At 62.0% G+C, this 15,121-nt stretch carries 15 protein-coding genes; 7 read left to right on the top strand and 8 right to left on the bottom strand.

Translation table 11 applies throughout. The features are described 5' to 3' along the window. The gene (locus MF268_RS00310) at window positions 1-624 is read left to right on the top strand and encodes a helix-turn-helix domain-containing protein (RefSeq protein ID WP_238368924.1); all 624 of its coding nucleotides are present in this window, start codon (window positions 1-3) and stop codon (window positions 622-624) included. Window position 625: 1 nt separating this feature from the next. Here MF268_RS00310 and MF268_RS00305 read toward each other — a convergent pair whose 3' ends face one another. Together MF268_RS00305 and MF268_RS00300 are read right to left on the bottom strand one after the other, a co-directional pair. Beyond that, window positions 626-832, bottom strand: coding sequence for a hypothetical protein (locus tag MF268_RS00305; RefSeq protein ID WP_233145698.1), 207 nt, complete (start codon window positions 830-832; stop codon window positions 626-628). A 149-nt stretch (window positions 833-981) separates the two neighbouring features. Then, a complete protein-coding gene (locus MF268_RS00300) occupies window positions 982-2,823 on the bottom strand; it encodes an extracellular solute-binding protein (RefSeq protein WP_238368923.1) in 1,842 nt (613 codons plus the stop codon). A 513-nt stretch (window positions 2,824-3,336) separates the two neighbouring features. Here MF268_RS00300 and MF268_RS00295 point away from each other — a divergent pair. After that, entirely contained in the window at window positions 3,337-4,110 is a 774-nt protein-coding gene (locus MF268_RS00295) for a 3-hydroxybutyrate dehydrogenase (protein ID WP_238368922.1), read from the top strand. A gap of 66 nt (window positions 4,111-4,176) precedes the next feature. Here MF268_RS00295 and MF268_RS00290 read toward each other — a convergent pair whose 3' ends face one another. After that, complete coding sequence (locus MF268_RS00290) at window positions 4,177-4,767, bottom strand: L,D-transpeptidase (RefSeq protein ID WP_238368921.1); 591 nt, start codon at window positions 4,765-4,767, stop codon at window positions 4,177-4,179. Window positions 4,768-4,923: 156 nt separating this feature from the next. On the opposite strand from MF268_RS00290, the gene MF268_RS00285 reads away from it, so the two are divergent. Further along, window positions 4,924-5,955 carry a patatin-like phospholipase family protein gene (locus MF268_RS00285; protein WP_238368920.1) on the top strand — a complete coding sequence of 344 codons (1,032 nt, stop codon included), beginning with the start codon at window positions 4,924-4,926 and terminating at the stop codon, window positions 5,953-5,955. 3 nt (window positions 5,956-5,958) lie between these two features. Here the strand turns inward: MF268_RS00285 and MF268_RS00280 are convergent, their stop codons facing one another. From MF268_RS00280 to MF268_RS00265, 4 genes are all read right to left on the bottom strand, one after another. Beyond that, window positions 5,959-6,630, bottom strand: a complete 672-nt coding sequence (locus MF268_RS00280) for a DUF502 domain-containing protein (protein ID WP_238368919.1) — start codon at window positions 6,628-6,630, stop codon at window positions 5,959-5,961. Window positions 6,631-6,707: 77 nt separating this feature from the next. Further along, complete coding sequence (locus tag MF268_RS00275) at window positions 6,708-7,622, bottom strand: pseudouridine-5'-phosphate glycosidase (RefSeq protein WP_238368918.1); 915 nt, start codon at window positions 7,620-7,622, stop codon at window positions 6,708-6,710. Beyond that, a complete protein-coding gene (locus MF268_RS00270; RefSeq protein ID WP_238368917.1) occupies window positions 7,619-8,518 on the bottom strand; it encodes a PfkB family carbohydrate kinase in 900 nt (299 codons plus the stop codon). The genes MF268_RS00275 and MF268_RS00270 overlap by 4 nt, the downstream gene beginning before the upstream one ends. Before the next feature lie 48 nt (window positions 8,519-8,566). Next, window positions 8,567-9,364, bottom strand: coding sequence for a DUF4198 domain-containing protein (locus tag MF268_RS00265; RefSeq protein WP_238368916.1), 798 nt, complete (start codon window positions 9,362-9,364; stop codon window positions 8,567-8,569). On the opposite strand from MF268_RS00265, the gene MF268_RS00260 reads away from it, so the two are divergent. Then, a complete protein-coding gene (locus MF268_RS00260; protein ID WP_420485403.1) occupies window positions 9,363-10,511 on the top strand; it encodes a HupE/UreJ family protein in 1,149 nt (382 codons plus the stop codon). The two genes, MF268_RS00265 and MF268_RS00260, sit on opposite strands and share 2 nt — an antisense overlap. On the opposite strand, the gene MF268_RS00255 is transcribed toward MF268_RS00260, so the two are convergent. Next, window positions 10,508-11,128: a thiamine phosphate synthase gene (locus tag MF268_RS00255; RefSeq protein WP_238368915.1), complete on the bottom strand. Its 621-nt coding sequence runs from the start codon at window positions 11,126-11,128 to the stop codon at window positions 10,508-10,510. The genes MF268_RS00260 and MF268_RS00255 overlap by 4 nt on opposite strands. Window positions 11,129-11,261: 133 nt before the next feature. Here MF268_RS00255 and MF268_RS00250 point away from each other — a divergent pair, with 133 nt between their 5' ends. The 3 genes from MF268_RS00250 (at window position 11,262) to MF268_RS00240 (ending at window position 14,718) form a co-directional block, all read left to right on the top strand. Continuing rightward, complete coding sequence (locus MF268_RS00250; protein ID WP_238368914.1) at window positions 11,262-12,008, top strand: RNA methyltransferase; 747 nt, start codon at window positions 11,262-11,264, stop codon at window positions 12,006-12,008. Window positions 12,009-12,070: 62 nt separating this feature from the next. Beyond that, a complete protein-coding gene (gene ctaA / locus MF268_RS00245; protein ID WP_238368913.1) occupies window positions 12,071-13,252 on the top strand; it encodes a heme A synthase in 1,182 nt (393 codons plus the stop codon). Next, window positions 13,249-14,718 carry a carboxypeptidase M32 gene (locus MF268_RS00240; RefSeq protein ID WP_238368912.1) on the top strand — a complete coding sequence of 490 codons (1,470 nt, stop codon included), beginning with the start codon at window positions 13,249-13,251 and terminating at the stop codon, window positions 14,716-14,718. Before ctaA ends, MF268_RS00240 begins: the two co-directional genes overlap by 4 nt. The last annotated feature ends 403 nt before the right edge of the window (window positions 14,719-15,121 follow it).

The raw sequence follows: 15,121 nt of genomic DNA, 5'->3' as shown, positions 1-15,121 counted from the left end.
ATGACACCGAAAGACCCGAAATCCCTGATTCAGATTGCCCACGCGTCGGGCGCGGAAATCGAAGCCGAACCGCTCGATCTTGGGGCGCGGGTGCGCGAGCTGCGCAAGGAACGGGACTGGACGCTGGAACAGGCCGCCAATCAGGCCGGGCTGGCGCGGTCGACCCTGTCCAAGATCGAGAACGGGCAGATGTCGCCCACCTATGACGCGTTGAAAAAGCTGGCGACCGGCTTGCAGATTTCGGTACCGCAACTGTTCACGCCGCCCCAGCGCGATCAGGTGAACGGGCGCATGGCGGTGACCAAGTCAGACGATGGACAGCCGCTGGCCACGGCGACCTACGAGCACAAGCTTCTGGCCGACAGCCTGACCAAGAAGCAGATGTTGCCCTATCGCACCCGGGTGCGCGCGCGCTCGATGAAGGAGTTCGACGGCTGGGTGCGTCACGATGGCGAAGAGTTTCTGTACGTACTGACCGGGGTGATCCGGCTTTACACTGAATTCTACGAAGTCATCGAAATGCGGCGCGGTGACAGCGCCTATTACGACGCAACGATGGGGCATAACGTGATCTCGGTCAGCCCCGAGGACGCGACGATCCTGTGGGTGACGTCGCTAAGCTGAGCTATTGCATCCGGGACGAAATGCCGGACAGCTCGCGTGCAAGTGTTTCGACATAGAGGAAATCGTCGATTTCCTCGCGTGCCTCGATCAGGGAAAGGTTATGGGTCGCGGCAAGATGTGCCTCGAACGATTTCCGGTCCCGATAGAGCAGGTTCATCTGCTCGGAATCGAGGTGCGGAAACCTATGATGAATTCGTTCAGACCACATACACCAGTCACTGGCTATTTCAGCCCATTGCATCCTCATCACGGTGACCTCCCCAGTGCCGCAGAAGATAGTTTACGCTAACGTACCTTCGGTGGTGCTGGGTGTGGTCAAATGTCGCAGGGCAATTCCTTGCCGAACCGGTGGCCGCGTCAGTCTTCGGCGTACCACCAGACCTCGGGCAAAAAGCCGGGCCTGTCGCCGTAAACCGGCGTATAGTCGGGGAATTTCAACTCCTTCGCATGGGCTATCCGGTCCACGTCATATTGCCAGAGCGGGATGACATAGCGTCCGCTGGTCAGGATCCGATCAAGCGCGCGGGCGGCCGAGATGAAATCCTCGCGCGTTTCAGATACCAGCATCGCGTCGATTGCTGCGTCCAGCGCGGGCGACTCGACCCCCATCAGGTTTCGCGTGCCGGGGCGGTCGGCGGTATTGCTGCCCCAGTAAAGTCGCTGCTCGTTCCCCGGCGACAGGGACAGGTCACGGCGGAACGAGGTGATGTCGAAATCCTGCTCGGATTCCCGCGCCGTGTATTGCGCATTGTCCACCAGATCGACCCGCACGGAGATCCCAAGCCGTTCCAGCGCACGAACGTAAAGATCCATGATCGAGCTGTTCTGCGTATCGCCCTGACGCAGCAGGACGTTGAAATGCATCGGCTGACCGTCGGCATTGACGCGGCGGCCGTTTTCGACACCCCAGCCGGCCTCTTGCAGCAGGGCCGCGGCCTTGCGCAGGTTCGACCGGTTGCGGGCGGTGCCGTCCGAGACGGGCATCTCGTATCCTTCAAGCGCGCCGGGCAGCAGGCTGTCGGCAAAGGGCATCAGGATTTCGCGCACGCGCCCTTCGGCTGGGCCGGGGCGCATCCCAAGTTCGGAGTTGTCGAAATAGGAGTGGATGCGGGCCTGTTCGCCGCCGGTCATCGTGTCGTTGATGAACTCGAAATTGAAGGCCAGCAGCAGCGCCTCGCGCACGCGCCAGTCATCCAGCGGCGCGCGACGGGTGTTCATCACAAAGCCGGTCATGCCGGTCGGGCGGCCATGCCTGATCTCGGTCTTGATGACATCGCCGCGCTGGATCGCGGGGAAATCGTACTGGCTGTTCCATTTCTCGGCGTTGTATTCGCGCTCGACCGTCAGGGTGCCGGCCTTGAACGCTTCGAAGAGCACCGCGCCATCGCCAAAGAATTCGATATCCATCTCGTCGAAATTCATCGTGCCGCGTCGGAACGGGACATCCTTGCCCCAGTAGTCCGGGTTGCGTTCCAGCCGGACCTGACGCCCGGCCTGATAATCGGACACCACGTAAGGGCCTGTACCGATGGGAATTTCCGAGAGCGGCGCATTGGCGAAGTCCTTGCCCTCCCATTGCGCTTTCTTGAGGATCGGGCGCATCCCGGCCAAGAGCGCCAACTCACGGTCGTCGCGATTGAAGGTGATGCGCAGGCTGCGCGGGCCGGTCTGCTCCATGCTTTCGACCTGATCGGCAAAACCCTGATAGCGCAGGTGTCCTTCCTCGCCGAGGATTTCATAAGACCAGATCACATCTTCGACGGTCACGGGGCTGCCATCCGAGAATCGAGCCTCGGGGCGGAGGGTGAATTCGACCCATGACCGGTCGGGCGGCGTTTCTATCGATTCGGCAAGAAGACCGTAAAGGGTGAAAGGTTCGTCCCAGGATCGCCCCATGAGGGACTCGTAGCTCCAGAAACGCATTTGCCAGGGCGAAGTGCCTTTCGAGACGAACGGATTGAGTGAATCGAAACCGCCAGTGTTGCCGAAGACGATTTTTCCGCCCTTGGGCGCATTTGGATTTGCATAAGGCAGCGACACAAAATCCGGTGGCAGGGCAGGGTCGCCATACATAGCTATGCCATGGCTTGGCTCGGCACCGGCCAGAGAGCCTGTAAGCACCCCTGCGAATCCCATCGCGACTCCGGCGGCGAAACCACGTCCGATCGCCGGGAAGCGGCGGAAATAATTGATCTTCATTTTGGCGACAATCTGCTCTGGCCTTATATTATTGGCAACAAGGCTAACGTGGGATTCACGTCTTTTCAAACTTTTAGCTTGGATGCCGCTGCGGAATTGCTTATAACAGGGGCACTGCTCGATAGGTTTCTTGCCTGTATGAAACCTGCCTCAATAACTTAACGCCCGCTTCGTGCGGGCGTTTTTTTTTTGCCCCTGATCCCTGCGTTTCCTGCGGCATCCGCGTCATTGTCCCTAGCTCGTCGGGTTGGCGTCATCCGGGTTTTCCCGCGACGGGAATCATGGGGGAAATCCTCACCGTCGCGTGGCTGCCGTTTTTCACAGGCAGCGCGCCTTCACCAGCATATATTGGGCCGACCGGCTGAAAATGGCCGAACCACCGCCCCCTGCGGCAGATCGTCCGGACAGGTCGAACCGGCCATTCATCATCGGCCACTTATTCGGATTTAGCCGTTTAATTCGCATGTGCAGCATGCAACTCTGCCCGTGATCATCTGACGAGAAGGAAACACCATGTCACTGTCGGGAAAAACCGCCGTCATCACCGGGTCGAACTCGGGAATCGGTCTGGGAATCGCGTGGGAACTGGCACGCGCCGGAGCGAATGTCGTCCTGAACTCATTTACCGATAACGAAGAAGACCACGCCCTGGCCGAGAAGATCGCCAAGGAAACGGGCGTTACGGCCCGCTACATCAAGGCAGACATGTCCAAGGGGGACGAATGCCGCAAGCTGGTGCAAGAGGCGGGGGCCTGCGATATCCTCGTGAACAACGCCGGTATCCAGCATGTCGCCGCGATTGACGAGTTCCCGGTGGATAAATGGGATGCGATCATCGCGATCAACATGAATTCAACCTTTCACACCATGGCGGCGGCGCTGCCGATGATGCGCAAGGCCGGTTGGGGCCGGGTGGTTAACGTGGCTTCGGCCCACGGATTGCGCGCCAGCCCATTCAAATCGGCCTATGTGACGGCCAAGCACGGAGTTGTCGGCATGACCAAGGTCGCGGCACTCGAAACCGCGAAGGAATCGATCACCGTTAACGCGATCTGCCCGGGTTATGTGCTGACACCGCTGGTGGAAAAGCAGATTCCGGACACGGCCAAGGAATACGGGATTTCTGAGGATGAGGCTGTGGAAAAGGTGATCCTTGCCAAGCAGCCTTCAAAGGAATTCGCGACGGTCGAACAGATTGCCGGGATCGCGGTTTTCCTCTGCTCACCGGCTGCGGATCAGATCACCGGGACGACAATCAGCGCCGATGGCGGCTGGACCGCGTCCTGATGGGCATATCCCCGCGCCCTGATGGGCATATCCCCGCGCCCGGATGTCCAGGCGCGGGAGAGGGCGTCAGATGACGCGAACCTGCGTGCCGACCGGCGTGATTTCAAAGAGTTCGGCGATGAAATGATTGTACAGCCCGATACATCCGCTCGACGACCTGCGCCCGATCTTGCGGGTGTCATGGGTGCCGTGGATCAGGTAGGCGGGCCAGTCGAGATACATGGCATGGGTGCCCAGCGGGTTGCCGGGTCCCGGCGGCATGTATTTCAGGTCGGGGTCACGCTCGAGCATGTTGGGGGTCGGCGTCCAGTCGGGGCCGACCTTCTTGCGCACGATCTTGGTATAGCCGCGCTTGGTCAGCTCGTCGCTCATCGGGACAGAGGTCGGGTAAATCCGGTAATCTTCGCCGGTCGCATCCCAGTAGTGCAGCGCGCGCGAGGTCGTATCGGCCACGATGCTGGCCACGCCAAGCGAGTCGAAGTGGTCGCGCCAGTCCTGCGCCGAAAAGCTCGAGATGTTGCGGCGGACCGGCGCCAGGGTTTCGTCATGGGTAAGACTGGGATCTTCGATTTCGACCGCCCATGCTTTCGCGGCCGGGATCAGCGCGGCGGAAGCGGTGGCGGTGGCAATAAATCGGCGTCGGGTCGGATTGCTCATTCGGGGCCTCACAGGTACGAATTACTGTTTTCTCGATCTGGGTCTAACAGAACCAGTTTCAATCAAAAATCACATATGCGCGATAATGAATGTTAGGAGCGCTATGTCGCACCCTGACATAATTATCCCGCGTTTTCATAGGTGAAGGGGCTCTCGATGGCTGTCAAACGGATCAATCTCGCCTTGCAGGGCGGCGGTGCGCATGGGGCGTTCACATGGGGCGTGCTAGACCGGTTTCTGGACGAGGAAGACATCGAGATTTCCGGTATTTCCGGCACCTCAGCCGGCGCGCTGAACGGCGCCGCCTACAAGGCGGGAATGCTCGCGGGAGGACGCGAAGGGGCCCGCGCCAGTCTCGATGCGATCTGGAACGGTGTCGGGGCAAGCGATCTGCCGGGCATGGCTGAATGGTTCAGGGCGGCGACGGTCGGGCCGCTCGCGCAGGCGCTGGAACTGTCGCCGCTTTACGCTTGGTCGGATGCGGTGGCGCGCACGATCTCGCCCTATAGTTACGGTCCGTTTTATCGCAATGCGGTGCAGCCGCTTGTCGAGGCGCTGAATTTCGACAATGTCTGTGCCGACGAGGGGCCGGAGCTTTTTATCTGCGCGACGGCCGTCCGCACCGGCAAGATCCGCATCTTTACCCATGACGAGATCACGACAGATGCGATCCTTGCCTCGGCCTGCCTACCGACGATGTTTCAGGCGGTCGAGATCGACGATCCGAAAACCGGGCGGCGGGAGGCCTATTGGGATGGCGGCTATACAGGCAATCCGGCGCTGTTCCCGCTGTTCGGGTCGAACCTGCCCGACGATATCGTCATCGTGAACATCAATCCGCTTGAGCGCGATCAGGTGCCGATCACCCCGCAGCAGATTCAGAACCGGATCAACGAGATCAGTTTCAATTCGTCGCTGCTGCGCGAATTGCGGGCCATCGCTTTCGTGCAGCGGCTGCTGGACGAAGGGCGGCTGACCAGCACCGACAAGTCGCGGGTGCTGGTGCACATGATCTCGGATGATGACCTGATGAATGATCTGTCGGTCGCGACAAAGCTGATCCCGAACCCGCTGGTGATTAGCCAGCTGAAACATGCGGGCCGCACGATGACCGAACGGTTCCTTGCAGATCACAAGTCCGACCTCAACGAACGCGGGACGATCGATTTGGCGGCGATGTACAGCTAGGGGCTAATGGCCGTTGGTTTTGTTGCCATTCGGGTAGACGAGACCGGCAGAGATTACCAGCTTGGCCGCGTCCTCGATGCTCATATCCAGCTCGATCACGTCCTCTTTCGGAAAGAACAGCAGGAAACCCGAGGTCGGGTTGGGCGTGGTAGGGACGAAAATGCTCATCAGCTCGCCCGAGGTTTCCGCGCGGTCCGCCACTTCGCCGCGGGCGGTGGTCGAAATGAATCCGACCGCCCAGATGCCCTTGCGCGGGTACTGGATAAGGCAGGCTTTCTCGAAGGAGCGTTCGCTCTGGGCAAAGACGGTTTCCGAGATCTGCTTGATGCCGGAATAGACGGAGCGCACGACCGGCATGCGATCGACGATGCTTTCGCCCCAGCGGATCAGCGAACGCCCGATCAGCCCGCGTCCGACAAAGCCGATGAAGGTGGTGAAGACCAGAAAGATGATCACCCCGACGCCGCGCAGGTTGATCCCGATATATTGCTCGGGCCGGAGGTCGTGCGGCACGAGCGGCAGAACGACACCGTCGATCCAGCCGATAACGGTCCAGATGAGCCAGATGGTCAGGCCGACGGGGGCAATGATGACCAGCCCTGTCAGGAATGACGCCCGCAGGGTACCGATCCGTCCGCTACGGCGTTTTGAGTCGTCGTCGAAAGGGGTGTTCATCGTAATTCCACCAGATATGCGCGCAAGTTAGGAAGTCTTGACCCGCGCGACAATGGGTCGGACCCTTTCGGAGGCTCCTAGCCCCGAATTTTGTTCAGCGCGATGGCGATACGGGCAGCAAGCCGGGCGTTGTTGCGCACCAGAGCGATATTGGCGGTGAGCGAACGGCCCTTTGTGATCTCGAAGATGCGTTGTAGCAGGAAGGGCGTGATCGCCTTGCCCGCGACGCCCTGTTCGTCGGCCTCTGCCTGCGCCTGTGCGATGACGGGGGCCAGTTCGCTTGCTGGAATTTCATCTTCTGCAAGGATCGGGTTGGCGACAAGCTGGCCACCCGGAAGGTCCATCTGCCCGCGCAGGAAATGCGCGCGCGCGATGGTTTCGGGATCATCCATGCGCAGCGGCGCGGCATGGGGCGAACTGGCGGACCAGAAAGCGGGCAGGCTGTCCTGTCCGTAGCAGATCACCGGCACGCCCTGCGTTTCCAGCACTTCGAGCGTTTTGGGGATGTCTAGGATCGCTTTCGGTCCGGCGGCGACGACGGTCACGGGGGTCTGGGCCAGTTCCAGGAGGTCGGCGGAGATGTCAAAGCTCTGCTCGGCACCGGTATGGACGCCGCCGATGCCGCCGGTGGCAAAAACCTCGATGCCCGCAAGCCGCGCGGCGATCATCGTGGCAGCGACGGTGGTTGCGCCGGTGCCGCCGGTGGCCAGACAGGCGGCAATATCCGCGCGCGAGAGCTTGGCCACGTCTTTCGCCTGACCCAGACGCGCCAGTTGGTCCTTCTCCAGGCCGACATGCAGGCGGCCTTCGAGCACGACAATGGTGGCGGGGGTCGCGCCGCTGTCGCGGATGTCCTGTTCTACCTCGGCGGCGACCTCGATATTCTGCGGATAGGGCATGCCATGGGTGATGATCGTGCTTTCCAGCGCGACGATGGGCGTACCCGCGTCGCGGGCACTCTGGACTTCGGCGGAATTGGTGATGTCGATCACAGCGGCATTTCTCCTGAGACGTATCGGGCGGCCGCACGCAGGGCGCTTTCCAGCGCCGCTTTGCGATCCGCGCCCGCATGTTCTGCCGCCAGATGGGCGGCCATGAATGTATCGCCCGCGCCGGTCACCCGCGTCACCAGCACCTGCGGCGGCACCTGGGTCAGCATCCGGTCCTGATCGGCCTCGGTCGCGGCGCGTCCGCCATCGGTGACAAGCACGCGATTGGCCCCGCGCGACAGCAGGCCGGCGGCAGCGGCCTCGGTATCGGGGAATTCGTCCTGACAGAGGAGGCCGGCCTCTTCGAGGTTGACGTAAAGCGTGGCGCGTCCGGACGACAGAAAGGGCAGCAGCCGTTCCGCCTTGCCGGGAGAGGCGGGTGCCACGCGCAGATCGGCACGGGCAAAGGCCGGGCTCTGGGCGATGGTTTCCAGCAGGGACTTGGTCAGGTTGCCGTCGAGCGCGACGATTCCCTCATATGGGTTCGCTTCGGACCCGAGCGCGCCGCCGGTCAGCGGGCGCAGGATCTTGTCTCCGGCTTCTTCAAGGGAATGGGCGTCGGCAATGGCCGCGATCAGCCCGTTCGCGCCTTCGACCGCCATATAGCGATCGGTTGGCAGATCCTCGGACCGGTAGACTTGCGCCGTTTCCATGCCGAGCTTGCGGCAGGCAGCGATCAGCTCGTCCCCTTCAGGGTCTCTTCCGATGGCGCTGAGCAGGACCGGGCGCAGGCCGAACCGCGCCAGCGTCATGGCGATGTTCATGGCGACACCGCCGGGAAGGCGGGTGATCCGGCCCGGCACGTCGGAACCCTGCCGCATATGGCTTGCGGCGCGACCGATCACGTCCCAGAGGACGCTGCCGATGCAGAGGATGTCACTTGGCGCGGTTTGTTTCATGATCCGCCTTCTGCCCATAATCAGGGCCACTGGCAAGGCAGAGCCGTATCAGGGACGCGCAAAGGTTAACGCAGCCCAGAGCGATTCCCACACCGCTTCCGATCCCTGCGGCGCTTCTCGCAGCACCACGGCGTCCAGCAGATAGCGATGACCCGGGGTCAGCGGCACGGTGACCTCGCCGTTCTCATCGGTCCGCAGATAGGTAGTCGTGACGGTGTCATCGGGGGCCTTGGCAAACACCTCGACCTGCGCATCCCGGCGGGGCGCATCCTGATAGAGCAGCTGGACAGTGATCGTGTCATCGGTACTGGTATAGGGGTTGGTGAGGGCGATGAATTCCGTTTCCATTCCGCTCGCGCTATCTGACCCGCTCGCGTCACCCACGGCCACCAGCGCCTTGGCAAAACGGCGGTAGATCTCGCGGAACCCTACGCGGGGCAGACCACGCGCCGTATGACGGGATTCGATGTCGCCAAAGTCCTTATGCGCGATGAAGCGTGCGAATGTGTCCCAGTCGTCATAAGTCAGGGTGGCGGGGGCGGTTTCGTGCAGAAGGACAAGCAAGCCCGGTTCACCGGCAGTGGTCTCAAGCGCGGGGATGTTGCCCATGCGCGAGGTGACAGGTTCGCTGTGACCCTCGCGGATCATCTCGAACCGTTCGGTGTTCCGGTTGAAATAGGGAAGATTGATGCCTTCGAATTCCTGACCGTTCCGTAAATCGGCGGATAGGGGCGCGCGGGGCTGGATTTGATATTCCTCTGGTTCTATCCAGAACTCATGTGCAAGAGTTTGAAAACTCGACACAAGCCATATGAATGCCGACAGAGTCAGGATGCCGCGACACATGGAAATACCTCTGCTGCTCACCCGGATCAAACTGACCTTTGCGATGATCCTGTCAAGCCTGTGGTTCATGCTGCCCTCGGGCGGGGCCGCGCATGAGGTGACGCCGACCATCGGTGATCTGACCGTCGAGGAGGGGGTGCTTACGCTTGAGTTGCGCATGAACCTCGAGGCGTTTCTGGCCGGGATCGATCTGGACGAGGTCCAGGATACCAATAACGCCAGCGAGGCCGAGCGTTTCGAGACCCTGCGCCGGTTGCCGCCAAAAGAGCTTGAGGCCGAGGCGCAGACCTGGGTCGAGGCCTGGCTTGCATCCCTCACCGTGCTGGCCGACGGGGATGAACCGGTCATCCTGTCAGCCGATGGGTTCGACATCCCCGAGGTGGCGGACCCGCAATACGCGCGCAGCTCGATCCTGACGGTGACGGGGGACCTGCCCGAGGGGACCCAGACCATCATCGTCGGCTGGCCGGTGGGCTCGGGTGATCTGGGGTTGCGCCAGCAGGGCGTCGAAGATCCCTATACCGGTTTCATCGAGGGCGGTGGCTATAGCGAGGCCATTGCCGTGGCGGGCGGATTTGCCGGTGGACCGCTTGAAGCTTTCACCGCCTACGTCCCGGTGGGCTTCGATCACATCTTGCCCAAGGGGCTGGATCATATTCTCTTCGTGCTGGGCCTGTTCTTTCTGTCGACCCGGCTGGGGCCGCTGCTCTGGCAGATCAGCGCCTTTACCCTTGCCCATACGGTCACGCTGGCGCTGGGCGCGCTGGGTCTTGTGTCTGTGCCGGGATCGATTGTCGAGCCGTTGATCGCGGCCTCGATCACCTATGTGGCGGTCGAGAACGTCCTGACTAGCAAGCTGCACCGCTGGCGGCCCGTGATCGTGTTCGGCTTCGGGCTGTTGCACGGGCTGGGCTTTGCCAGCGTGCTGGCGGAATTCGGTCTTCCGCAGGCGCAGTTCGTGCCCGCGCTTCTGGGGTTCAACGTGGGCGTCGAGATCGGGCAACTGACGGTGATCGCCATTGCCTTTCTGCTGGTCGGCTTCTGGTTCCGGGACAAGCCGTGGTACCGGTCGCGGATCGCGGTGCCGGCCTCCTGCGTGATCGCGGTGATCGGCGCCTATTGGTTTGTCGAACGGGTGTTTCTTTAACCCATCGCCGATATGAGCTGGTTCAGCCGGGCAAGGGGCTGGTCGCTCGACCAGATCTCGTCTCCAATGCCAAAGAAATCGGTGGCGGGCGCAAGGCTGCGCATCAGCTCATCGGTCAGCGCGCCCTCGGCGACCACGGGGATTTCGATCATCTCCGACCACCACTGGAACAGCTCGGCCTCGGCGCGGGTGCCATCATTCAGGGTCGTTTCGCCCACTGGACCGAAACAGACGTAATCCGCCCCGGCTTCGCCCGCGGTCATGCCATCGTGGCGCGAGGCGGCGCAGAAACTGCCGACAATCGCATCCGGCCCAAGCGTCTTGCGCGCGGAACGGACCGACCGGGCCGCGTCGCTCAGGTGTACACCGTCAAGACCATGCCGTTCGGCCAGAACCACGTGATCGGAAATCACCAGCGCCACGTCGCGTGCATGGGTGACCTCGCGCAGCGCATCTGCCGCGCGGCCCAGTGCATCCTCGTCGCGGCTGGCGAGTGCAAGGCGGACGCAGGCGATCTCGACCTCGTCCAGAACTTCGGCAAGCTGGTCAGGGAAATGGCTCAGTTCAAAGGTCGGTGGGGTGATCAGGTATATTTGCGGCTGCTCGGGCGCGGTCATGGCCGTATTCCTCGGTTCGTGATTGACCTCGTCTAGCGAATTCACACCGTGATGCAAACCGGTTTCGCCTGCACGGGTTGCCCAAATGCACGGCAGGGACTAGAGGACGGCCCAGCTTTTACGGGAACCCTTTATGCCAACTGACCAACCGCAGCCATCATTCGTGCTGGTGCGCCCGCAGATGGGCGAGAATATCGGTGCCGCCGCCCGGGCGATGTGGAACTTCGGGCTCGACCGGATGCGGATCGTCGCGCCACGTGACGGCTGGCCGAACGAAAAGGCCGTGGTGATGGCAAGCGGGGCAGGGCGCCTGCTGGACGAGGCGCAGATATTCGACTCCTTTCCCGAGGCGCTTGCCGACTGCACCTATGTGCTGGCGACCACCGCAAGGCCGCGCGGGCTGACCAAGCCGGTGTTCAGTCCGGAACGCGCGATGCAGGAGGCGGCGCGCCGGATCGGAGAGGGTGAAAAGGTCGCCGTTCTGTTCGGCCCTGAACGTGCGGGTATGGAAAACGAAGAGATCGCGCGCGCCAATGCGATTATCTCGGTGCCGGTGAACCCGGAATTTGCCTCGCTTAACCTTGCGCAATGCACGCTCTTGATGAGCTACGAGTGGATGCGCCAGAGCGGCGCGGTCACTCATGAGACGACGCCGCTGGGCAAGACCGACTGGGCCGAAGGCCACGAAATCGCGGCGCTGGGCGATCATTTTGAGGAACGTCTCGAGCAGGCGGGGTTCTTCTTTCCCGAACACAAGGCCGCCTCGATGAAGATGAACCTGCGCAATCTCTGGTCGCGGATGCCGCTGACGCAGGTGGATGTGCGCATGCTGCACGGGATCATGCGGCAGATGGTGCGCTGGAAAGAGCGCGGCGATTGATCACGCTGGACCCTTGGGCACTTGCGGCTTAGGTTCCCGCCCGAATGACGCATGAGGACAAGATGAGCTCAAAGCGCAGCATCTTCGAAGAAGTTTCCGAAACCGGCGACAAGCGACCCGAAGCCCAGACCGGGCTGATCGACAAGACCAGCAGCGGCAAGACCCGCACCGGCGCGCGCCGTGGCATCCGGGCATGGCTGATGGTGCTGTTTGCACTGGTCGTGGTGATGATCGCCGTGGGCGGACTGACCCGGCTCACCGACAGCGGGTTGTCGATTACCGAATGGCGCCCCGTCTCCGGCGCCCTGCCGCCGATGAACGAGGCCGAGTGGCAGTCGGAATTCGAGAAATACCAGCAGATCGACCAGTTCCGTATTCAGCACAGCTGGATGGAGCTGTCGGACTTTAAACAGATCTACTGGTGGGAATGGGGTCATCGTCAGCTTGGCCGCGCTATCGGCCTTGTTTGGGCGCTGGGCTTTCTCGGCTTTCTTGCCGCGCGCCAGATCCCGGCGGGCTGGACCGGCCGGCTGCTGCTGATCGGCGCGCTGGGCGGGCTTCAGGGCGTGATCGGCTGGTGGATGGTGCATTCGGGTATAACGCAGGGCGAGGGCATCACCTCGGTCGCAAGCTACCGGCTGGCGACGCATCTGGGACTGGCTTTCGTGATCCTCGGGTTTATCGCGTGGTATGTCTACCTGCTGGGCCGCAGCGAGCGTGACCTGATGCAGGCGCGCCGTGCCAAGGAAGCAAAACAGTTCGGCATGGCGACCGGGCTTTTGCATTTCGCGTTTCTGCAAATCCTTATCGGGGCGCTAGTGGCGGGGATCGACGCGGGCCGGACCTATAACGACTGGCCGATGATGGCCGGGCAGTTTTTTCCGCCGAATGCTTTCCCGGAACCGCAGATGTGGCGGAATTTCTTTGAAAGCCCGGGGCTCGTGCAGTTCATCCACCGTATCGTCGGCTACCTGCTGTTTGCTTTTGGCGTGGTGGTCTGGCTGCGCGGACGGCGCAGCGCCCACACGGCGACGTGGTTCGCCTTTAACGCGGTGTTTGCGGCGCTGATCATCCAGATGTTGCTGGGCATCGTGACCGTTCTTTACGCGGCACCAGTGCAGGTTGCGATCCTGCACCAGTTCATGGCGGTCGTTCTCTGGTCACTGATCCTGCGTGCGCGCTACCTGTCGGCCTACCCGGTGGTCACGTCGATCCGGGGCAATACCAAAGGAGGCGCGAAATGAGCGCATTTGAAGAGCTGATGAGCTATGCCCGCGATACCACGGCGCTTGGCGAGATTGCCGGGCGTCTGGGCTGGGATCAGGAAACTGTCATGCCGCGCGGCGCAGCCGCGCAGCGGGGAGCCGAGATGGCAGCGATCGAATCCGTGCTGCACGCACGCCGGTCCGCGCCCGAGGTCGGCGACTGGCTGGAAAAAGCCGAGGCCCCTGACGAGGTCGGCGCGGCGCAGCTGCGTGAAATCCGCCGGGCGTTCGAAAGGGCCAACAAGGTGCCCGCGCGACTGGCCAAGGAACTGGCGCAGGTCACCTCCGAGGCACAGGGCAAATGGGCGGCGGCACGGGCGGACGAGGACGTTTCGGCGTTCTTGCCGGTGCTGGAACGCGTCGTCGAGCTGAAGCGCGAAGAAGGCGCGGCGCTGGCGGCGGGTGGGACGCTTTATGACGCAATGCTCGACGATTACGAACCGGGCATCACCGGGGCCGAGATCGCAACGCTGTTCGACGCGATGCGCCCCCGTCTGGTAGACTTGCGCGCGGCGGTGCTGGACAAGCCCGCGCCCAAGGGGCTGACCGGGATGTACGATGAAAAGGTGCAGATGCGTCTGGCCCGAAAACTGGCCCGCACCTTTGGTTATGACATGAACCGGGGCCGCGTGGACAAGGCGGTGCATCCGTTCAGCTCGGGCAGCGGCATGGATGTGCGGATCACCACGCGCACCAACCCGTCTGACCCGTTCAACTGCATCTATTCGACGATCCACGAGGTCGGACATGCGGCCTATGAGCAAAGCATCGACGATGCCTATGCGCTGACCCCGATCGGACACGGAGCCTCGATGGGCGTGCATGAAAGCCAGAGCCGGATCTACGAGAACCAGCTTGGCCGTTCGCGCGCCTTTACCGGCTGGCTGTTTGAAGAGATGCGTGACGTCTACGGCAATATCGGTATCAATTCGGCGGTTGAGTTCTTTGGCGCGGTGAACCGGGTCCACAACGGCTATATCCGCACGGAATCCGATGAGGTGCAGTACAACCTCCACATCATGCTGCGTTTCGATCTGGAACGGGCACTGATGTCGGGCGATCTGCAGGTCGCCAACCTCGAGGCCGCGTGGAACGACCGGTTCAAAGCCGATTTCGGCTATGCGGTCGATCAGCCCTCGAACGGATGCCTTCAGGATGTGCACTGGTCAGTGGGCTTGTTCGGGTATTTCCCGACCTACAGCCTTGGCAATGTCTACGCGGGCTGCCTGCATCACGCGCTGCGCGAGGCGGTGCCGCTGCTCGACGACCAGCTTTCGGCGGGTGATACGCTGGGGGCCACGAGCTGGCTGCGCGAGAACGTCCAGCGGCACGGCGGCCTGTATGAACCGCGCAAGGTCATTGAAAAGGCGACCGGTGCGCCGGTCTCCGAAGCACCGCTTCTCGACTATCTCGAAGCGAAGTTCGGCGCGCTCTACGGGCTCTAGCCGGAGACCGCCTCGCGCTGTTTGGGGCGCGGGGCGTTGCTCAACCAAGAGGCGTGTTTCCGTATTTGCGGTCGCTTAACCAAGTTGACCATTGTCTTTCACCGCGTCATGGCATTAAGTAGACAAACGGTTTCGCGCGTTTCCACGCCGGACCGGAGAGAGTTTCGCTGCTTGGGAAGCGGTGCTGGACAAAAATCCCTCCAGTTTCCCGGCAGGCTGATTTGATCCTTCCAAGGATCAGTGGAGTACCTTCGTTGCAAGTAAAGCGGCGAAGGAAAGAATGGGCAGGTAACGGGACATCCCGGCCTGTCGGAGAAGAACCGCGATGACGCGCGAGCGAGCACTGATCAATCAGTCGGGTAGGCCAGGCGCCAGACCCTGCCGCGCCGCGTCCAAAATCGCC

Source organism: Heliomarina baculiformis, from assembly GCF_019966545.1.
Lineage (GTDB): Bacteria > Pseudomonadota > Alphaproteobacteria > Rhodobacterales > Rhodobacteraceae > Heliomarina > Heliomarina baculiformis.
Note: the sequence above shows the minus strand (reverse complement) of the source record. Positions and strands in the feature narration are given on the sequence as shown.